This window comes from Rhodococcus sp. 4CII, assembly GCF_014256275.1.
GTDB classification, from domain to species: Bacteria; Actinomycetota; Actinomycetes; order Mycobacteriales; family Mycobacteriaceae; genus Rhodococcus_F; species Rhodococcus_F wratislaviensis_A.
This window is the reverse complement of record NZ_JACCFE010000003.1, coordinates 127,607-145,387: the sequence shown is the minus strand read 5'-3', so window position 1 is coordinate 145,387 and position 17,781 is coordinate 127,607. Positions and strand designations below refer to the sequence as shown.

Below are 17,781 nucleotides of genomic sequence, written 5' to 3'. Positions count from 1 at the left end.
GTCAGAGGCCGACGACGGTGTCGAGGGTGTCGAGTTCGGTGTTCAGGTGGTCGAGCATCGGGCGCAGGTCCCCGGCGGCAGTGCGGCAGCCGGTGAGGCCGAAGACGAGTTGGTCGTCGGTGCTGGTGCAGGTGATGTTCAGCGCCTGCCCGGTGACCGGGATGGACAGCGGATACAGGGCGTCGAGGCGGGCGCCGTTCCAGTACAACGGGGTCGTGGGGCCGGCGACGTTGGAGATGACCAGGTTGAACGGCGGCCGCTGCGGCCCGCGGCGGCCGGTGAGCAGCTCCAACCCGAGCGGGGCAGCGCCGAGGGCGTTCAGCGCCAGCAGCTGGGTCTGACTCATGGCCCGCGCCACCGCCTTACCGTCGCGCATGCAGGTGCGGATGGTGTCGAGCCGGTGGGCGGGATCGGGGAGGTGGGTGGCCAGGTTGCACATCAGCATCCCGACCCGGTTCCCGGCCCGAGCCGCCCCATCGCGGTCCACCTCGGGGTTGCGGAGGTTGACCGGGACCATCGCGATCAGCGGATCGGCCGGCAACGCGCCCAGGCCGTCGAGGAAGCGGCGCAGCGCTCCGGCGCACAGGGTCAGCACGATGTCGTTGACAGTGGCGTCGGCGTGTTTGGCGAGCAGCCGGACCCGTTCGAGCGGCCAGGAGCGGGCGGCGAAGTGCCGGGCCCCGCCGATCGGGACGTTGAACACGGTGTGCGGGGCACCCAGCGACAGGGGGCCGCCCCGGGCGCGTGCGGCCCGCTCCACCGCCGCGGCCGCTGCCGGAGCCAGGCCGGCGATCTCGCCGGCCACCCCGCGGGCGGCCGTCAGCAGTTGGCCGGGCAGGGCCAGCGGATTCGGGAGCTCCGCCAGGAATCCGGGTGCGGGGTGTGCGGTCAACGGGGTACTCAACCGGGTGCGGGCGTTCTCGGCGCAGGTGGGTTGCCAGGGGGCGGGCATGCCGCGGCGGTCCGGGTCCTCGGTCATGCTGCGTTGCAGCAGGGCCATCGCGGAGGCGCCGTCGGCGAGGGCGTGGTGGATCTTGGTGTAGACCGCGTACCGGCCGTCGGCCAGACCCTCGATCAGGTGCATCTCCCACAGCGGGCGGGACCGATCCAGCAGGGTCGCGTGCAGCCGGGAGACCAGGGCCAGCAGCTCCTCGGTGCCCCCGGGCCGGGGCAGCGCGTCCCGGCGGACGTGATGACCGAGATCGACGTGGTCGGCGGTTTCCCAGCCCCACTGGCCCAGCGAGGTCAGCGACCGGCGGGCCCGTCTACGGAACAACGGCGCCACCTGCTCGTCGGCCACCGCGGCCTCGAACATCTCCCGCACCGCGCCGGCGTCGGCGCCCTCGGGCGGCGTGAACACCGCCAGCCCACCCACGTGCATCGGATGCTCGCGGGATTCCCCCAGCAGAAACAACGAATCGGTCGGCGACATCGGCAACAACATCGGTACAGAACCCATTTCTCCCCGGGTGCGCACGCCGACGGGGTCCGGGCCGGCGGTTGCACAACAAACGTCCATCCGTACACCCACATCACAAACTGATGTGAGATGAGTCACAAGTAGGTGTCGATGAGTTCCTTTGTACAGGAAGTTGCCAGGATTGTGCTACTCGGACGGGCGTCCAGCATGTTTTCGGCACCCGGTGTCACCAGTAAGAACGCGGACGTCGAGCTCCCTGGGACCTCCGCGCGGGAGGTGAGCACAGGTCCGGTGCATCGCGCAACCCGGGGCGTCGCGGTGAGGGCCTCGCGCGGTCCGATGTGTCCGGTATGACCGGAAATTCTCCAGGCGTCTCGATGCGGAGTTGTTGTGGTGGCGCAGCGGGGACGGTGATCTCGCCGACGAGCTGATCACTGCCCGGATGGTGTTGTCCGACACCGGTTTCGTGTGGTTGATGACACCGAAACCCGCCCGGCCCGATCACGTGGATGCGGCGGAGGTGACCGAGGCCGGCCGATCTCGCAGGACTGCACGTCACGTCCAGGATCGACCGGCGCGACGGGCTCGGGAACCGGCTCACCCGGTCCAGCTCCACCCACCCAGCACGCACGATCGTCCTCGTCCTCGCCGGGGCCGCCCGCCTGTGACAGGCACAGCAGACCGCCGGGTGTCGACGTCACCCGGCAAAGACCTCGAGGCGTGATCCGGCAGACCGGAGGGGGTGGTTCATACCGTTTCGGGTCGGCCGAACAGGGGCGCGAAACCCTCGGGTAGTGACCCCAGGACGGTGCGGAGGCAGTCGTCGTCGACGGCCTGGGCGACCGTGGCCAGCACCGCGCTGGTGTCCCATTCGGCGGTGGCGGGGTGGGCGTCGAGGGCTTGGGCGATCCGGTGCCGGAACTCCTCGACCCCGAAGTCGGGTGCGGACCGTCCGTCCTCGATGGGGCCGAGGGCGTTGCGCGCCAGTGGCGGCAGCTGCGCGGCCAGGGCCCGCACCTTTCCGGGCGTCAGCCGCGCCCCGAGCTTGCGGAGCACCACCGTCGTCACCCGAGTGGCCTCCCCGAGGCTGTCGTATTCGCCGTATTCGCGGACCCGTGACAGGAATTCGGTGTCGTCCATCATCAGTGTCCTTTCTGTGCTCTCTTGTTGGTTCTCCGTGTGTCGGTCTCCGAGGTGCTGCGTAGATGTCGGTCGGTGCACCCACCGGCGCCGGCTTGCACCCACCGGGCAGGGTGGGCGGCCGGTCAGGGTGGGGTAGGCGGAGGTGTCGGCGGGATCAGCGAGAGCAAGAACAGCATTCCCAGCGCGATGCCGACCGCCCCGGCGGCGATCCCGACCAGCGCGTCGCGGGCCGTGGGACCGCCGCCGTCCTCCGGCCGGCCTCGAAGGGCCGTGACGCCGGTGACCACCGCGACCGCACCGAGGACCATCCCCAGCCCGAACGCCCAGAACAAGGCCACCGACAACCCGCCCCACATGATCGCCGCCTCACTGCGGCGTTGCACCGAAACATGTTGCCGGGTATCACGATTCCGTCCGGCAGAGGTCATGTGTGGGTTCCCTTTCGTGTTCCGATCGGCTGCCACCGTCGCCGGTTCGCCGGTGCGCGGGTGGGCGTCGGGGACGGCGGCGGGGGTCGGTCGGTGGTGACCTCGATGCGCCGCGATCGGGCGCTCGCGCTCTTGGGAATGGTGACGGTCAGGACACCATCGGCCAGTGCGGCGGTGATCGTGTCGGCATCGACTTCGCGGGCCAGCAGGGTGCGGAATTCGAAGCGGCCGGTCCGGCGGGTGCGGCTGCGGGTTCGCAACCATCCGGCCCTCTTCTTCTCCGCGAACTCGCCGCTGATCTCGAGTTCGTTGGCGGAGAGGGTGATGTTCAGGTCCTCGTGTTTCACCCCGGGCACCCCACCTCCATCACGTACCCGTCGTCGGTCTCGGAGACCTCCGCCAGCGGTCGCCATGCCTGCCCGCCGCCGGGCGATGCGCCCAGCATCGAATCCCGCAGAGGACCGATCCGATGTGCGCTGTCGGTGAGCTCGGCGGTCGGGTCCCACCGCCCGGACTCTCCGCCGCTGCGATTCGCAGGTGCACCCATGATCAGGACACCTCCCCGTTCTGCCACCGTGTTTTCGGTTTTCCGTGGCCCTCCGGAGCGAGAACCGCCCGGGGCCTGTTCTCGTGCACCACAATTGGTACCCGAAATCGCCGAATCCGAAACCGCCACCACCACACCGCTGCGGGTGCGGGACACTGCTCTGACCTGTCGACCCCGCGCTCGTAAGGGCAGATGCACCTACTGGCTCACTCGCTGTCTGGCGAATCGGTTCGTGGGGTTCAGGGGTCGTCGGCGACCGGTCCATTCGCGAGGGGACTGCAACAGAGGCAGCAGCTGCCACACCCGGGCCGAGGGGTCACGTAGGACGCTCAATCGTGTCAGGGATATAGGTCATCTGTTGACCTATTGGAGTCCTACCGTTGACGCGTACCGACGCGTCGGCCCACCGCGCGTTCACCCCGAACGGACCGAGAACTACGCAGCCCCGAACTGCCGGCTCGCGGACACCCGGGGAATCGACGTCCTCGGCGGCCACGGAAGCTCCCGTCATACGTCAGGAGAACGACCCTCATGAAGATCGCGTTGCTGGGGACCGGATTCGGTCAGGCCCACGCCGCGGTGTACGCCGCACGCGCCGACGTCGAGGTGGTGATGTTCGGCCGTGACCCGGACAAGACCGCGAAAGCCGGCCCGCAGTTCGGGTTCGAGCACTCCACCGACATGGATGCGGCGTTCACCGATGATTCGTTCGACCTGATCGATATCTGCCTTCCCATCGGACTGCACGCCGACTACATGGTGCGCGCGCTGGATGCCGGTAAGCACGCTCTGGTCGAATTGCCGCTGGCGGACACTCTGGCCGACGCCCAGCGTGTCATCGAGGCCGCCGCACGCTCGGACCGGCAGGTGTTCGTGGACATGTTCGAACGGTTCATCCCCGCCAACCAGGCCCTGGTCGACGCCGTGCGGGAGGGCGCCTACGGCCGCCTCGAACAGCTGAACCTGTGGAACACCACCGCCCATCTGTGGCCGGGAGCCTCACTCGGGCTGACGGTGCTGCCGCTCGAGGCCATGCACAGCGACATGGACATCGTCGCCCGCACCCTCGGCATGCCCGAGGACCTGCGGGTCGCCACCGTCGCACGCGACGACGACTCGGGATCGATCGATGCCACCCTCATCTTCCCTGGCGCGTTCGTCCGCGACAGCGTGTCGGCGTTGATGCCGATGCCGTGGGGCGCGCGCGCGGCGGTTACACCGCCACCTTCACCGGCGGTGTCCTGGAAGCCACCTCGACCATGGGCTTCGACGGCAAACCCACCGGCACCGTCACCGCCTACACCGCAGAAGGCGCCACCGAACTCGCCCTGCCGGCCGCCGACCAGTACACCGCCATGATCGACCACGTCCTGGCCGTCCTGCGTGGAGAGGCCGCCAACCAGATCACCCCCGCCAGCGTGCTCGACGCGCTGACCCTCACCCTCGACCTCGACCGGGCCGTCAACGGCACCCGGTGACGGCCCGGTCGGCGTATACCGGGTAGCGCCCGAGATCCCGCCACTCTCACCACCGGTCCGCTCCTCGGACAATCCCGTGATAGCGGGCTGTTATCCGGGGTAGTGCCGTTCACCTTCGTCTTCGTCCATGCCCCGGTGCGGGCACCGCAGCGGTGCCGGTGGATGTGCGGGCACCCGGTGAGGACGTCCGGCCAGAAGCCAGAACTTCACCGCCCCGCCCCCGGCAAGGGCTGCTGGTGGTGGTTGTGGTCGTCGTCGCCTCCGGCATCCCGGGGACACCGCGGGGTGTGCATCGCCCCGGATCGGGTCGTGCGGCCCTGGCCGCAACAGTCGAGGATCGGAAGAATGGGGGGGATGCCTCAGGTGGGCGGGCAGGAGTACGGCGGCCGGGTCTGGCGGTTCCCGGTGTTCGAGGAGGCTCGGGCGGTTCCCGGTGCGCCGCCGGGCTGGGCGGCGGCCCTGGTGGCGGTGTCCCGGGATCTGCGGTGCTGTCACCGCGGTGGGCCGGTGCGGTGGGACGGGGCGTGCTGGGAGCTCGCGGTCCATCCGGACGGGGTTGTGCTGGCCTGGAATCCGGCCCCACCCGGCATCAGCCGGCCGGGGAAGGAGCCCGATGCGGGTGCGCACGACAAGATCGGTGCCGGCCGGTGTGTGCTCGGCCGCGGCCTGGCCTCGTCGCTGCCGGCGGGCGAGGCGACGATATGGGTGGCCAACACCGTGCAGGCGCACACGGCATCAGCCGGCCGGGGAAGGAGCCCGATGCGGGTGCGCACGACAAGATCGGTGCCGGCCGGTGTGTGCTCGGCCGCGGCCTGGCCTCGTCGCTGCCGGCGGGCGAGGCGACGATATGGGTGGCCAACACCGTGCAGGCGGCACTGCTGTGGCAGCTGCGGGTGCAGTGGCCCTGCCGCGACGACGCGGCGGTGTGGGTGCCCCGGATCCGGCACGGTCACCCGTCCTGGGTCGATCCCTCGGATGAGCGCGCCGTGACCACGATCGGTGACCTCGCTCGAGCCGTCACCGGTACCGGCACCAAATGACAGCTCGAGCGAAGGTCAGTCGCGGTGGGCGAAGCATTCGGTGGCCGGGGTGAAACCCGGCTGGGTGAGCATGTCGATGTCCGCCCACCCGTCGTCGCCGAAGACCACCGAATCGGTGTGCCAGACCAGGCTGACGTTCTCGCAGCCGTGCTCGAGGATCAGATATTCGTAGTTCTTCAGTGCCACGAGCGTTTCGTCCGTCATCCTCACCACCCCGATCACGTGTGTGCGGGCGCCGACCATCCGGAGCCTGCCGGAGTGGACTTCATTATGCCACCGACCTCGCACGGTTGACAGAGAAAATCTCTCCGAATCGGAAGGGTTTTGTCGGTTCGGGTGTCTGCCTACGCGTTGCGCCTTCGTGGTGCGCGGGGCGGCAGGGCACGAGCGCGCCCGGCTGCGACGAGTTCCTCCCGCGCCGGCCGCGCCGACTCGACACCCCTGGGCCGGAGCGGATCCCACGCACCAGCCTCTGCTCGGTCCGGACTCCGGATGGTTGAGAAAAGTTCGTGTGTTTGCGGCATATTTTCTTGACCACGGCGGTTGTACGGAGAGAAAATTGAACTGTCAACGGAAGGGTCCGGCGGGTGCGCCGACGGCGTGCCCGGGGTGTGAGGAGGGACGGTCATGGCACGGGCGGTCGGGATCGATCTGGGCACCACTAACTCGGTAGTGTGCGTGCTCGAGGGCGGCGACCCGGTGGTGGTCGCCAACGCCGAGGGTTCGCGCACCACCCCGTCGGTGGTGGCGTTCGCGAAAAGTGGTGAGGTGCTGGTCGGCCAGCCCGCCAAGAATCAGGCCGTCACCAACGTGGACCGGACGGTGCGGTCGGTGAAGCGGGAGATCGGCACCGACTGGCAGGTGGCGATCGACGACAAGAAGTACAGCGCCCAGGAGATCAGCGCCCGGGTGCTGATGAAACTCAAGCGGGACGCGGAATCGTATCTGGGGGAGGACATCACCGATGCGGTGATCACCGTCCCCGCCTACTTCAACGACGCCCAACGGCAGGCGACGAAGGAAGCCGGGCAGATCGCCGGCCTGAACGTGCTGCGCATCATCAACGAACCCACGGCGGCCGCCCTGGCCTACGGCCTGGACAAGGGCGGCAAGGAACAGACCATCCTGGTCTTCGACCTCGGCGGCGGCACCTTCGACGTCTCCCTGCTCGAAATCGGCGAGGGCGTCGTCGAAGTCCGCGCCACCTCCGGTGACAACCACCTCGGCGGTGACGACTGGGACGACCAGATCGTGCGGTGGTTGGCCGAGAAGTTCAGGGCGTCCAGCGGATTCGACCTGACCAAGGACAAGATGGCGATGCAGCGTCTGCGGGAGGCCGCGGAGAAGGCGAAGATCGAACTGTCCTCGTCGCAGAGCACCTCGATCAACCTCCCGTACATCACCGTCGACGCGGACAAGAACCCGCTGTTCCTCGACGAACAGCTCACCCGGGCGGAGTTCGAGAAGATCACCTCCGATCTCCTCGGCCGCACCCGGGCCCCGTTCCAATCGGTGATCACCGACGCGAAGATCGCCGTCAAAGACATCGACCACGTGGTGCTGGTCGGTGGTTCCACCCGGATGCCCGCGGTGACGAACCTGGTGCGGGAGCTGACCGGCGGGAAGGAACCGAACAAGGGTGTCAACCCGGACGAGGTCGTCGCCGTCGGCGCCGCCCTGCAGGCCGGTGTCCTCGGCGGTGAGGTCAAGGACGTGCTGCTCCTCGACGTCACCCCGCTCTCGCTCGGCATCGAGACCAAGGGCGGGGTGATGACCAAGCTCATCGAACGCAACACCACCATCCCCACCAAAAGGTCGGAGACCTTCACCACCGCGGACGACAACCAGCCGTCGGTGCAGATCCAGGTGTATCAGGGTGAACGCGAAATCGCCGCGCACAACAAGCTACTCGGCAGCTTCGAGCTGGCCGGGATTCCGCCGGCCCCGCGGGGGCTGCCGCAGATCGAGGTCACCTTCGACATCGACGCCAACGGCATCGTGCACGTGACCGCCAAGGACAAGGGCACCGGCAAGGAGAACCGGATCCGCATCCAGGAAGGCTCGGCACTGTCGAAGGAGGACATCGACCGGATGATCCGCGACGCCGAGGCGCACGCCGCCGAGGACAGCCGACGCCGGGAGGAAGCGGAAACCCGCAATCAGGCCGAGTCGCTGGTGTATCAGACCGAGAAGGTCATCAAGGACAACGACGACAAGGTGCCCACCGACGTCCAGGACAAGGTCCGGTCGGCGATCAAACAGGTGCAGGACGCGTTGGCCGGCACCGACATCACGGCGATCAAGACCGCGGTGGAGAAACTGAGCACCGAATCCCAGGCCCTCGGCCAGGCCATCTACGCCGGCCAAGCCCAGCAGGGAACGGCAGCCGGTGGTGACGGCGACGCCGGGGCTGGGGCGGGTGCGTCCGCCGGGACGACGGGCAACGGCCAGGGCGCCGACGATGTGGTCGACGCGGAGGTGGTGGACGAACCCCGGGAGGGACACTGATGAATACCCCACACGACGAGCAACACCGTTCCGGAAAGGCCGGTCGCAGGGGTAACGGTCGGCAGCCGCCGCGCGAACCGATCGCGATCACCGACCGGCGCCGCATCGACCCGGTCACCGGCCGGGTCCGCGAGGACACTCCCGGCTCCCCCTCCCCGCAGGATCGAGGGGCATCGACACTGAGCGGGAAGGCGTCCCCAGGCGAGAAGGCCGGCACATCGTCCTACGGCGCGGGTACCACGCGGCCAGAGTCCCGGCCGACCGATGCCGACCGGCTGAGGGAGCTGACGGCCGATCTGCAGCGGCTGCAGGCCGAGTACGCCAACTACCGGCGCCGGGTCGAGCGGGACCGGGCGGCGGCCGCGGAGAACGCGAAAGCGACGGTGGTCGCCGCGTTCCTGGGTGTTCTCGACGATCTGGACTGGGCGCGTGAGCACGGTGACACCGCCCGGGAGCCGCTGCACAGCCTGTACCGGAAGATCCGGACCATCCTGGCCCGAATGGGGGTCGCGGCGTTCGGCGAACGCGGGGACCGCTTCGATCCCACCCTGCACGAGGCCGCCAGCCACGAAGGCCACGGCACCGACCTGGTAATCGACACCGTGCTCCGGCGCGGCTACACCTTCGGCGTGCACAAGGTGCTGCGGACCGCGTTGGTCACCGTGATCGACCGCGACCGCTACGAGAACACCAGCAACCCCGGCCCTCCGGCCGACCCGAACGCACCGGCCGACCCGGACTCACCGGCGGACACCGACGCGCGGCCGGAGTCCGGCGGGGCCGGGGACCCGGGTGACGACCCGAATCCCTACCGCTGCGGATGACGTGGTCCGCGGCGGGCCGGCCGGATCCATCGGATTCTGTCCCCGAGGTGATGACGACTGGTGACTGGTGACGCAGCGTCGTTGATGGAGGGAGGAGATACCCTGTGACGCAGCAGGAATGGATCGAGCGTGACTTCTACGCAGACCTGGGTGTGCCCTCCACGGCGTCGGCGGAGCAGATCAAACGCGCCTACCGCACGCTCGCCCGCCGATTGCACCCGGACGCCAACCCGGACGACGGCGCGGCCGGGGAACGATTCAAGGCGGTCAGCGAGGCGCACGCGGTGCTCTCGGACCCGGCCACCCGCGCCGAGTACGACCGGACCCGGCAGCTGTACCGGTCCGGAGCCTTCCGCCAGGCGAGCACCCGCGCCGGCGCCGGCACCCGACCGGGCGGCGGGATGGGCGGGTTCGACCTCTCCGACCTGTTCGGCAGCGGCAGTGCTTCGTTCACCTCCGGCGACGCCGGGTTCGGGGACGTGTTCGGGGACCTGTTCCGGCGCAGCGGCACCCGCACCACCGCCTCGTCCCGCCCCCGCCGGGGCAGCGACGTCGAGGCGCAGGCCCGGCTGCCGCTGCGGGACGCCGTGACCGGGGTGGTGCTGCCGCTGCAGGTCAGTGGCCCCACGGGGTGCACCACCTGCCACGGCAGCGGCGCCCGGCCCGGCACCGCTCCGCGGCGCTGCCCCTCCTGCGGCGGGTCCGGGACTCTGAGTCGTAATCAGGGCGGCTTCGGGTTCAGCGAATCCTGCGACGACTGCCGGGGCACCGGGATGATCGTCGACCACCCGTGCGCGGACTGCCAGGGCACCGGGGTCGGGCACCGCACCCGCACCATCAACGTCCGCATCCCACCCGGAGTGGTGGACGGCCAACGGATCCGGTTGCCCGCGCACGGCGAGCCCGGGCTGCGCGGGGCGCCCGCGGGGGATCTGTACGTCACCGTCACGGTGGATCCGGATCCGGTCTTCGGCCGCGACGGCGACGATCTCACCGTGACCGTGCCGGTCAGCTTCGGCGAACTCGCCCTCGGCGCCACCATCTCGGTGCCCACCCTCGACGGCCGGGTCAGCGTGAAGATCCCCGCGGGCACGCCGTCCGGACGCACCTTCCGGCTGCGGGGTCGCGGCGTCCGCCGCCGCGCCGGCACCGCGGGGGATCTGCGGGTGACCGTACAGGTCGCGGTGCCGACCCGACTGGACCGCAGCGCCGTCGACGCGCTGCGCGCCTACGACACGGCCGAGAAGGCCGCCGGATTCGACCCCCGCGCCGCCGGCTGCCGCCGGTAACACCCGCGGGGGCGACGGCACCGGGGCCGGGTAGGGCGGTGGGGTCTATCTCGGTGTCGCGGTGGCCGTCCCGGTGGTGCGCAGCCGCGGCAACAGCAACCCGAGGACAACCATCCCGGCACCGAGGACGAGGTGCAGCCAGTTGTCGGCGGTGTTGACCGGCACGAAGTTCGCGCTGCTGTCCTGGTCGATGACCAGACCGTAGATCCACAGCACCAGATAGATGATCCCGCCGCCGACGAGGAAGCCTTTCGCGGTGGCGGCGGTGCGCGCCGCCGCGATCCCGGCCACCCCGAACAGCAGATGCACGATGTTGTGCAGGATGGACACCTGGAAGATGCCGAGCAGTGCGGCCTCGGTGTGATGACCGGCGAAGGTGAGCGTGTCGTAGTCGGTGGTCACCCCGGGGATGAACCCGAGCACCCCGACCACCAGGAACACCGCCCCCACCACGAGGGACGCCGCCTGAACCGGGGTGGCGAACAGGGAACCACGCTGGGCAGGTTGTGTTGACATCACCGGAACTCCTTGTCTCATCGAGGGGACTCACCGCATCACTGACCGGAATACCCGAGACCCCGCACCCGAACCCGTGCACCCTCTGTTCGTGGGTCCGCTCGTTCGCCGGCCCTGGTGCCCGGGCCTGTTCGCGTTCCGCTTGGTCGTCGGTCCGCCGAGTGGCGATCACCTTTGTTCTTCCTATTCGGGCGGTGGGTCGGGAAGCGCCGGGGTGGGGGCGTCGAGGAGGGCGTTGAGCCAGGTCAATGCCTCGATCAGGGTGGTGACCCGCACCTGCGAGTCGGATTCACGTTCGGCGGCGCCCCACTGCGCCCGGGCGGCGGCTCGGTCGCCGGCCAGCAGGGCCAGCACCGACCGCGCCACCCGGGCCTGCCGCGGCGGCAGCTGCCGGGCATCGACGAGCTGCCCGGCCGCGGTGCGAACCTCGAGGATGAACGATTCGCCCTGCGCAGCACGCCCCAGCCGGGCGACGGCCACGTCGGCGATCGCGCCGGTCAGCCAGGCCAGCACCCCGCCGTAGCAACTCCCGCGGCCGGCCGCGGGATCCGGCGGCGCCATCAGCGAGGACAGCTCCCGGCCCAGCTCGGCGTACCGGTGTTCGGAGACCAGCGCCAGCAGGTGGCCGGCCACCTCCGCATCCGGGCGGAAGCGTCCGCCGAGATCGGACCCCATGACCACCGGGTACCCACCCCACCGTAGGCCCACGCCGCCAACGAAATCGCTCGATCGTGCGACCCCGACCAGCGCCGAGGGGTAGGTTCGACATCGCCGCGGACGGGTGCATGGTTCCGCGGGTGAAGGAAGTGTTCACGATGAGCAGCGGCGTCGGCGCCGGCGACAATCCCGACAGCAATGCGTACGTGTTCGCGGTCGCGCGGGCATTAAGCGCCGAGACGATCCGCCGATGGGACGAGGTCACCTTCGACGCGATGGTCGTGCTGTCGAAGCAGAGCCGGTACTACAGCGGGCGCCGCATCCTTCTCGCCTGGAACCATCATTTCGGGTGGTCGTTGGGGATCGAGGGACAGGGCCCCGATCGGGTCCTGATCATCTGCGGGCTCGGGCTCGGCCGGCAGCCTCAACCGGAGTGCATCGCGGATCGGACCGACGAGGTGATCACCGACCTGCTGCACCTCGAATGCCGGTCCCCGGACCGCTTTCCGGTACCGACCGTGGTCCACCGGCGCGGCGCTGCTCCTGCCGATCACCGGCCACCCCTCCGCTGACTTCGCCCGGGGAGGCGGTGACGCATGCCTGGCCGGCGTAGCCGCACCGGTGGCATGCCGTCCGCACTCGGCCCGATGTGGGCGCGCCGCAGCACCCCGCGGTGGGGAGGATCCGGGACGGTCGTCATGGCCTCCAGCATCCTCTTCCACCACACCGAGTCGTTGTGGCGGGCGGTCACGACGACCTGCGCCCAGGCGTGGCGGCCGGGGGGCACCCGGGGTGCAAGCGTTCGAGGACATCGAGAGTGTATTGCTGCTGATCAAGCAGGCCGGACCGCACGTCGCTCGGGCGACCGCCCGGGCGCAGGACCTGCTCGGGCGGCGTCGGCGAACCCGGGATCACGGCGACCCACACCGACACCGCGACCGGCGCTGGTCAGGGCCAGTCCGGATCCGAACGCCCGTGCGCGGCGGCGTCGACAACTGCCCGGACCCGGGCCGCCGCGCGGTTACCGGCCCGTGGCGGTGGTCGAGGTCGCGGGTGGCGCGTTCGAGGGATAGCTCGTCATGGTCGGCGGCGGATTGCTCCCAGGCGGTGAGGATGCCGTCGCCGCTCCTCCACGACTACCCTCACCACTTCGGCCGTTGTCACTTCTCACCCTGTCCCGTCCGTGATCGCGCAGCCGGCGGGAGAAACCGGGAATCGGTCGGGCCCCGCCGCCGGCAGGCAGGCCGACCGGGGGAGGGGTGGTCGAGCGGGTCGGTGTACTCATCGGGCCGAACCGGTTGCGCCGGTGGCGGTTCGGGCGCGCGGCACCAGTTCGCACCAGGCGCTGATGCCGCCGTGGACATCCGGTTCCTGATAGCACAGGGCCAGGTTCTGGTCGTCGAAGACGGTGAACCACTCCTTCCAGGACAGATGCTCCACTCCGGTGGCGACACCGAGGAAGTCGATCCGCAGACCGCCCGTGCCGTCGCGTGCCGGTGCGCCGTGATGGGCCTGGATCCATCGACGGATCTCGGCGTGATCGGTGGTGATATGCGGTGATGTGGTCATCGACCTCGGCCTCCTCGTGTCACGGGTCGTCAGCGCACCACGCGATGCCCACCGGCCCGATCGATCCTGCGGTGCAGCACACCCCGGCGAGGTGAAACCTCAGCTGCACAGCGGATTCGCCCACGTCCACATTTAGCTGACGTGACGACCCGACGGCCGCGGCTGAGGAGTGCGCCGACGCCGGGGCGAGAATGTCGTCCCGGGTTCGACGCCGCTCACCCCGTTGGGTACCCGATAGTTGCCGAACACACCCCGTGCGGTGGGTCAATCTTCGCGGCGCCGCCCTCACCTGCCGGGGACGGCAGCATCCGATCACCACGACCACGACACCGTCCCGGCCAAGGCCGAAGGTCCTCGAACATGGCCTGCCACCACCGGTCGGCGGGTGCTGTTCACCGCCGAGGGGTGCGGCGTATTCTCGACACCGTTCCCCGAAGAAAATCCCATCCGAGTCCGGATTCGAGGAACACCGGGCCCCGACGTAACCCCCCGACGCCGGGGCCCCGCACTGCCGGCCGCCGGCGCAGTCATCGTCGACACTCGAAGTGCCCGAGGTGAAGCGTCCCGGTGTCGCTCTAGTGGTGGTCGCCGCCGGCTCGTTCCCGGGCAGCGCCTCCCTCCACGCGGGTTCGGCCCCGGGACGCGGACGCCGGCCGCCGGCGCCGCCCGGTGCGGGGGGTCTCCGGCGCCGGCTCACCGGCGGTGGCGTCCTCGGCAGCGGTGGCGTCGGGGTCCTGGTCGGCGCGCAGTTGCGCGTTGTCCGCTTCCAGGCGGAGGTTGTCGCGTTCGAGTTCGCCGGTGCGGGTCTCGAGGTCGAGGACCCGGCCGATGCCGACGAGATTGACCCCGGCGTCGATGAGTTCGGCGATGCGTTGGAGCCGGGCCAGGTCGTAGTCGCTGTAGCGGCGGGTGCCGCCGCCGGTGCGGCCCGGGGTGATCAGTCCGTAGTCCTCGTACAGGCGCAGCGCCGCGACCCCGAACCCGGACAACTCGGCGGCCACCGAGATTCCGTAAACACCACGCATCGACGGCGATTCGCCATCCCGACGGCCGGATTCTTCGGACATGTTTTCGCTCCGATCGGGAATTTTCTCGCTCATTCTCTTGTCATAGTCTACGACAGATGCTATAACGAACCTACAGCATCTGTAGGAAGTTTACCTGATGGGATGAGAGGATTCTGGAGGTAGGTGGACATGATGTTGATGCGCACGGATCCGTTCCGTGATCTGGACCGACTGACCCAGCAGATCTTCGGTACCGCCGCCCGTCCGGCAGTGATGCCGATGGACGCCTGGCGGGAAGAGGACCGATTCGTGGTGGAGTTCGATCTGCCCGGAGTCGACGCCGACTCGCTGGATCTGGACGTCGAGAAGAACACCCTGACGGTGCACGCCGAACGGGCCGCACTGAACGAGAACCGGGAGATGGTCGCCGCCGAACGCCCGCGCGGGGTGTTCAGCCGGCAGCTGTTCCTCGGGGAGAATCTCGATGTCGACAAGATCGAGGCGAACTACGACGCCGGTGTGCTGCGGGTGACGATCCCGATCGCGGAGAAGGCCAAGCCCCGCAAGATCGAAATCAGCGGCAATGGTCATTCCGAACAGAAGGCCGTCAACGCCTGACCGCACGGGGTGACCCGGCCCGCTGCACATCTGACCGAGGTTCGACGGTTCGGGAGGGGGTGAACAGACGATGACATGGACAACTCCGGTCGCCGAGGTGAACGCCACCGATACCAGGGAGCGCACCGAACGCGAGACAATGTGGCCGTGGCACGAGCTCGACTACGCACTGCTCGTAGCCGATTCGGACCGCATCCTCGCCGACGCGCTCACGCCGCAGGCCGTGGTCCTGCTCCACCGGGTGGCCACCGCACCGGCCGGCCGGTCACGTCCATCTCCTCCCACTCCGGTGGGGCGGACGGCGCTCGCCCCGCCGCTGCCCGAGATCCGCGCCACGCAGCGCTCACCTCCGAGACCGGAGAAACCGGAGAAACCGGGCAACATCCGATGTATCGAAGAATCTGTGTCGAAAAGGGGTGAGAAACCAGACGGAAACCGATGGACGGGGTTTCGCCCGCTGCCGCCTCCGTCACCTGTCAACGTACTCCGGCGCGGCGCGGCGAACCCCGGGCACACCGCCCGGCACCGCCGATCCACCGAGATGACCGTGACGGCGCCGACCGCGGATCCGACGAACACGCATTCGCGAGCGGATTCGACCGGGGCGCACCGCCATTGACTGGCACAGATATCTCGTCGGCCGTCCGGGCGGGCAGTGCCCACCCCAGCTGGCAATGAGCCGACTAGCGGGGGCGGGTCTTTCCGTGCGGGCCGGGCCCGCCCCACCCTGGTGGTTCCGGCATCCCGAGCCCGGAACCACCTGTTCTCGTGTCCCACGAATGAGGCGAGGTGATGGCCACCGACCGGGATCCGTATCGGGTGCTGGGCCTGTCCCCGTCGGCGTCCCAGGCCGACATCGCCAGCGCCTACCGGCGGCTGCTGCGCCGGCACCACCCCGACACCCGCACCGGCCAGCCCGCCGACCCGGCGGCGGACGAGCACCTCCAGCACGTCCTGACCGCGTACGCCCTGCTCCGCGACCCCGAACACCGCGCCGCCCACGACCAGGCAGAAGCAGACCGGGTGGCAGCCGAGGCGGTAGTGCCCGAACCTCGGGGTCGACGGCCCGGGCGAGCACCGTGGGCCGCGGCCCCACCATTTATTCGCCTCGTGGTGGTCGAGTCCCCGCCGTCCCATCCACCCGCCACCGGACTGTGGGTCGGACCGGTGCGCCGGCACCGCTGAGGTCAGTCGATGCCGGCGACCTCCTGGGCGATCGCGGCCAGACGGGTCTGGGCTGCGGAGACGACCCCGTGCCGGTTTTTGTGGGCCTCCTCGTACCCGACGATGGCACGGATGTCGGCGGGGTCGGTCAGGTCCTTGACCGCGGCGACGGCCTGCGGGACGGTCAGCTCGTCGTAGTCGCCGATCGGCAACTCACCCGGTTCGAGGGTCCCGGTGCTGGTGCGGGCGGAATGAATCGCCTCTGCGACCGCGGTGGCACCTTCCCGTCGGGTCACGTCTTCAGCGGTCTCGAGGGCCGCGTCGCGGGAGGCGGCCAGGGTTTTGACGGCGACGTCGCCGGCGTGCGCGCCGCGGCCGAGCAGCGCCCCGAGCCGGGGGCGGGCGGCACGGGCGGTGTCGATGGCCCGGTCCAGACCGCGGGCGGACCAGCTGACCGGGGTGTTGATCAATCGGACCGCGGTGCCGGTCACCGCCTGTATCGGGGTGCGCCGCAACGCCGCCGGACCCCCGAGGGCGTCCTCGGCGAGCACGGTGGTCAGCCAGTCCACGGTGGCCGAGTGCGCGGTGATCAACCGGAACGCTAACTGTTCGATCTCCGGGCGTTGGGTGGCGACGGCGAGGGCCTTGAGATATCGGGCCCGGTCGAGGAGCTGGTGTTCGAGGACGAGATCCCCGAGCAGGGCCTCGTCGAACGGCTGGGCCTGCTCGGTCACCGCTTTCACCGCCGCGGCGGCGCGTCCGACCAGCGGACCCACCACCTCGGGCAGTGAGCCGAGATCGCGAAGCGCCGCCTCGATCGCCGCCGCCCGCCCGCGGGCATTGTCGGCGTTCTCGGCCAGCTCCCGGCGCACCGCCTCGGTGCGGGCCTGGGCGATGCGGGTCTCGGCGATCTGGATCTCGGTGTGCGTCAGCTCGTGGATCGCGCGCAGCTGCGCCACCAGGGTGGCGGTGGTATCGGGGGTCGAAGCCATCAGGGCATCACTCCTTCACGAAGAACTAGGGTTCCGGGTCCGGATCGGGATCGGTGGTGCCGGCGGCACCGCTCGCAGGACTACCCCGTCCGATGTGGCCGTCACCGTCGCGACCGGGGAGGCCCGGAGCGGACACGAGGACCGGTGCAGTCGACCGGGAACTGGTCCCGCCGCCCGTGCGGAAACGGCGGCGCAGCGACCGTCCCTGCACGCAGATCCCGTCGCACGCAGATCCCGTCGAACCAGGCGCTCTCATCTCCAGCTCGGACGGAACACCTCTGCCCGCAGTAACATTCGGACGGCCTGCGCCTCGACCAGGGTGGTGCAGAAGTCGACTCGGCGGATCTGCTCCGCGGTCGCCCAGTCCAGATCCACCCCGAGGAATCGGGCGACGGCCCCGCGTACGTGCCGGTTCATCGCGTTCTGGCACCTCCGTCCCCCCCGGTGTGGTGGCGGACAGGCCACGGCACCGGCAGGCTCGCACTGCACCGTTTCCCTACACTCGGTTCAACACCGGCGTGTGCGACGCTCTTCCGGTCCCGCCCTCGGTGCGGTGGTGGCCGGGTGAGCGAACCCGGTGC

The 17,781-nt window shown here is 69.8% G+C and carries 22 protein-coding genes and 1 pseudogene; 11 read left to right on the top strand and 12 right to left on the bottom strand.

Translation table 11 applies throughout. The features are described 5' to 3' along the window. Window position 1: 1 nt before the first annotated feature. The gene (locus H0B43_RS37355; RefSeq protein WP_185730433.1) at window positions 2-1,444 is read right to left on the bottom strand and encodes a wax ester/triacylglycerol synthase family O-acyltransferase; all 1,443 of its coding nucleotides are present in this window, start codon (window positions 1,442-1,444) and stop codon (window positions 2-4) included. A gap of 361 nt (window positions 1,445-1,805) precedes the next feature. Here H0B43_RS37355 and H0B43_RS37350 point away from each other — a divergent pair, with 361 nt between their 5' ends. After that, window positions 1,806-2,144: a DUF3052 family protein gene (locus H0B43_RS37350; protein ID WP_312037655.1), complete on the top strand. Its 339-nt coding sequence runs from the start codon at window positions 1,806-1,808 to the stop codon at window positions 2,142-2,144. Window positions 2,145-2,167: 23 nt separating this feature from the next. On the opposite strand, the gene H0B43_RS37345 is transcribed toward H0B43_RS37350, so the two are convergent. From H0B43_RS37345 to H0B43_RS42180, 4 genes are all read right to left on the bottom strand, one after another. After that, entirely contained in the window at window positions 2,168-2,563 is a 396-nt protein-coding gene (locus H0B43_RS37345; RefSeq protein WP_252190332.1) for a DUF2267 domain-containing protein, read from the bottom strand. 122 nt (window positions 2,564-2,685) lie between these two features. Further along, window positions 2,686-2,946: a hypothetical protein gene (locus H0B43_RS37340; RefSeq protein WP_312034091.1), complete on the bottom strand. Its 261-nt coding sequence runs from the start codon at window positions 2,944-2,946 to the stop codon at window positions 2,686-2,688. Between the two features lie 41 nt (window positions 2,947-2,987). After that, a complete protein-coding gene (locus tag H0B43_RS37335) occupies window positions 2,988-3,338 on the bottom strand; it encodes an Hsp20/alpha crystallin family protein (protein WP_312034093.1) in 351 nt (116 codons plus the stop codon). Beyond that, entirely contained in the window at window positions 3,335-3,538 is a 204-nt protein-coding gene (locus tag H0B43_RS42180) for a hypothetical protein (RefSeq protein ID WP_252190334.1), read from the bottom strand. The genes H0B43_RS37335 and H0B43_RS42180 overlap by 4 nt, the downstream gene beginning before the upstream one ends. A gap of 531 nt (window positions 3,539-4,069) precedes the next feature. Between H0B43_RS42180 and H0B43_RS42665 the strand changes: the two genes are divergently transcribed. The 3 genes from H0B43_RS42665 (at window position 4,070) to H0B43_RS37325 (ending at window position 6,056) form a co-directional block, all read left to right on the top strand. Further along, window positions 4,070-4,897, top strand: a complete 828-nt coding sequence (locus tag H0B43_RS42665; protein WP_213016525.1) for a Gfo/Idh/MocA family protein — start codon at window positions 4,070-4,072, stop codon at window positions 4,895-4,897. Further along, entirely contained in the window at window positions 4,894-5,016 is a 123-nt protein-coding gene (locus H0B43_RS42660) for a hypothetical protein (RefSeq protein WP_282555518.1), read from the top strand. Before H0B43_RS42665 ends, H0B43_RS42660 begins: the two co-directional genes overlap by 4 nt. A 701-nt stretch (window positions 5,017-5,717) precedes the next feature. After that, on the top strand, window positions 5,718-6,056 hold the full coding sequence (locus H0B43_RS37325) for a hypothetical protein (RefSeq protein ID WP_185950104.1): 339 nt from the start codon (window positions 5,718-5,720) through the stop codon (window positions 6,054-6,056). Between the two features lie 15 nt (window positions 6,057-6,071). Here H0B43_RS37325 and H0B43_RS37320 read toward each other — a convergent pair whose 3' ends face one another. Continuing rightward, complete coding sequence (locus tag H0B43_RS37320) at window positions 6,072-6,260, bottom strand: hypothetical protein (RefSeq protein ID WP_012687410.1); 189 nt, start codon at window positions 6,258-6,260, stop codon at window positions 6,072-6,074. 423 nt (window positions 6,261-6,683) lie between these two features. Here H0B43_RS37320 and dnaK point away from each other — a divergent pair, with 423 nt between their 5' ends. The 3 genes from dnaK to dnaJ all read left to right on the top strand — a co-directional run bounded on the left by dnaK (window position 6,684) and on the right by dnaJ (window position 10,677). Then, a complete protein-coding gene (dnaK, locus tag H0B43_RS37315; RefSeq protein WP_185730309.1) occupies window positions 6,684-8,564 on the top strand; it encodes a molecular chaperone DnaK in 1,881 nt (626 codons plus the stop codon). Beyond that, window positions 8,564-9,388: a nucleotide exchange factor GrpE gene (grpE, locus tag H0B43_RS37310; protein ID WP_185730310.1), complete on the top strand. Its 825-nt coding sequence runs from the start codon at window positions 8,564-8,566 to the stop codon at window positions 9,386-9,388. The genes dnaK and grpE overlap by 1 nt, the downstream gene beginning before the upstream one ends. 104 nt (window positions 9,389-9,492) lie before the next feature. Next, window positions 9,493-10,677 carry a molecular chaperone DnaJ gene (gene dnaJ, locus H0B43_RS37305; RefSeq protein ID WP_185730311.1) on the top strand — a complete coding sequence of 395 codons (1,185 nt, stop codon included), beginning with the start codon at window positions 9,493-9,495 and terminating at the stop codon, window positions 10,675-10,677. A 45-nt stretch (window positions 10,678-10,722) separates the two neighbouring features. Here the strand turns inward: dnaJ and H0B43_RS37300 are convergent, their stop codons facing one another. Then, entirely contained in the window at window positions 10,723-11,193 is a 471-nt protein-coding gene (locus H0B43_RS37300; RefSeq protein ID WP_185730312.1) for a DUF4383 domain-containing protein, read from the bottom strand. A 183-nt stretch (window positions 11,194-11,376) separates the two neighbouring features. Further along, the gene (locus H0B43_RS37295; RefSeq protein ID WP_185730313.1) at window positions 11,377-11,868 is read right to left on the bottom strand and encodes a hypothetical protein; all 492 of its coding nucleotides are present in this window, start codon (window positions 11,866-11,868) and stop codon (window positions 11,377-11,379) included. A gap of 122 nt (window positions 11,869-11,990) precedes the next feature. Here H0B43_RS37295 and H0B43_RS37290 point away from each other — a divergent pair, with 122 nt between their 5' ends. Continuing rightward, on the top strand, window positions 11,991-12,422 hold the full coding sequence (locus H0B43_RS37290) for a DUF6292 family protein (protein WP_312034094.1): 432 nt from the start codon (window positions 11,991-11,993) through the stop codon (window positions 12,420-12,422). A gap of 709 nt (window positions 12,423-13,131) precedes the next feature. Here H0B43_RS37290 and H0B43_RS37285 read toward each other — a convergent pair. Further along, window positions 13,132-13,419: a hypothetical protein gene (locus tag H0B43_RS37285; protein ID WP_185730315.1), complete on the bottom strand. Its 288-nt coding sequence runs from the start codon at window positions 13,417-13,419 to the stop codon at window positions 13,132-13,134. 575 nt (window positions 13,420-13,994) lie between these two features. After that, window positions 13,995-14,486 carry a MerR family transcriptional regulator gene (locus H0B43_RS37280; protein ID WP_185730316.1) on the bottom strand — a complete coding sequence of 164 codons (492 nt, stop codon included), beginning with the start codon at window positions 14,484-14,486 and terminating at the stop codon, window positions 13,995-13,997. A gap of 132 nt (window positions 14,487-14,618) precedes the next feature. On the opposite strand from H0B43_RS37280, the gene H0B43_RS37275 reads away from it, so the two are divergent. The 3 genes and pseudogenes from H0B43_RS37275 (at window position 14,619) to H0B43_RS37265 (ending at window position 16,229) form a co-directional block, all read left to right on the top strand. Next, on the top strand, window positions 14,619-15,044 hold the full coding sequence (locus H0B43_RS37275) for an Hsp20/alpha crystallin family protein (protein WP_185730437.1): 426 nt from the start codon (window positions 14,619-14,621) through the stop codon (window positions 15,042-15,044). A gap of 70 nt (window positions 15,045-15,114) precedes the next feature. Beyond that, window positions 15,115-15,417 (top strand): annotated as a pseudogene (locus H0B43_RS37270) (hypothetical protein); the annotation flags it as partial. 419 nt (window positions 15,418-15,836) lie between these two features. Continuing rightward, window positions 15,837-16,229: a J domain-containing protein gene (locus tag H0B43_RS37265; protein ID WP_185730317.1), complete on the top strand. Its 393-nt coding sequence runs from the start codon at window positions 15,837-15,839 to the stop codon at window positions 16,227-16,229. 2 nt (window positions 16,230-16,231) lie between these two features. Here H0B43_RS37265 and H0B43_RS37260 read toward each other — a convergent pair whose 3' ends face one another. After that, window positions 16,232-17,200 (bottom strand): ferritin-like domain-containing protein, encoded by a 969-nt coding sequence (locus H0B43_RS37260; protein WP_185730318.1) that lies wholly within the window; start codon window positions 17,198-17,200, stop codon window positions 16,232-16,234. 252 nt (window positions 17,201-17,452) lie between these two features. After that, the gene (locus H0B43_RS37255; protein ID WP_185730319.1) at window positions 17,453-17,617 is read right to left on the bottom strand and encodes a hypothetical protein; all 165 of its coding nucleotides are present in this window, start codon (window positions 17,615-17,617) and stop codon (window positions 17,453-17,455) included. Window positions 17,618-17,781: the final 164 nt, after the last annotated feature.

Bases quoted from the DNA above. Each gene is read 5' to 3' on its own strand.
- H0B43_RS37355 (WP_185730433.1), bottom strand. From the start codon at position 1,444: ATGTTGTTGCCGATGTCGCCGACCGATTCGTTGTTTCTGCTGGGGGAA.
- H0B43_RS37345 (WP_252190332.1), bottom strand. From the start codon at position 2,563: ATGATGGACGACACCGAATTCCTGTCACGGGTCCGCGAATACGGCGAA.
- H0B43_RS42180 (WP_252190334.1), bottom strand. From the start codon at position 3,538: ATGGGTGCACCTGCGAATCGCAGCGGCGGAGAGTCCGGGCGGTGGGAC.
- H0B43_RS42665 (WP_213016525.1), top strand. From the start codon at position 4,070: ATGAAGATCGCGTTGCTGGGGACCGGATTCGGTCAGGCCCACGCCGCG.
- H0B43_RS42660 (WP_282555518.1), top strand. From the start codon at position 4,894: ATGATCGACCACGTCCTGGCCGTCCTGCGTGGAGAGGCCGCCAACCAG.
- H0B43_RS37325 (WP_185950104.1), top strand. From the start codon at position 5,718: ATGGGTGGCCAACACCGTGCAGGCGCACACGGCATCAGCCGGCCGGGG.
- H0B43_RS37320 (WP_012687410.1), bottom strand. From the start codon at position 6,260: ATGACGGACGAAACGCTCGTGGCACTGAAGAACTACGAATATCTGATC.
- dnaK (WP_185730309.1), top strand. From the start codon at position 6,684: ATGGCACGGGCGGTCGGGATCGATCTGGGCACCACTAACTCGGTAGTG.
- grpE (WP_185730310.1), top strand. From the start codon at position 8,564: ATGAATACCCCACACGACGAGCAACACCGTTCCGGAAAGGCCGGTCGC.
- H0B43_RS37300 (WP_185730312.1), bottom strand. From the start codon at position 11,193: ATGTCAACACAACCTGCCCAGCGTGGTTCCCTGTTCGCCACCCCGGTT.
- H0B43_RS37295 (WP_185730313.1), bottom strand. From the start codon at position 11,868: ATGGGGTCCGATCTCGGCGGACGCTTCCGCCCGGATGCGGAGGTGGCC.
- H0B43_RS37285 (WP_185730315.1), bottom strand. From the start codon at position 13,419: ATGACCACATCACCGCATATCACCACCGATCACGCCGAGATCCGTCGA.
- H0B43_RS37280 (WP_185730316.1), bottom strand. From the start codon at position 14,486: ATGTCCGAAGAATCCGGCCGTCGGGATGGCGAATCGCCGTCGATGCGT.
- H0B43_RS37275 (WP_185730437.1), top strand. From the start codon at position 14,619: ATGTTGATGCGCACGGATCCGTTCCGTGATCTGGACCGACTGACCCAG.
- H0B43_RS37265 (WP_185730317.1), top strand. From the start codon at position 15,837: ATGGCCACCGACCGGGATCCGTATCGGGTGCTGGGCCTGTCCCCGTCG.
- H0B43_RS37260 (WP_185730318.1), bottom strand. From the start codon at position 17,200: ATGGCTTCGACCCCCGATACCACCGCCACCCTGGTGGCGCAGCTGCGC.
- H0B43_RS37255 (WP_185730319.1), bottom strand. From the start codon at position 17,617: ATGAACCGGCACGTACGCGGGGCCGTCGCCCGATTCCTCGGGGTGGAT.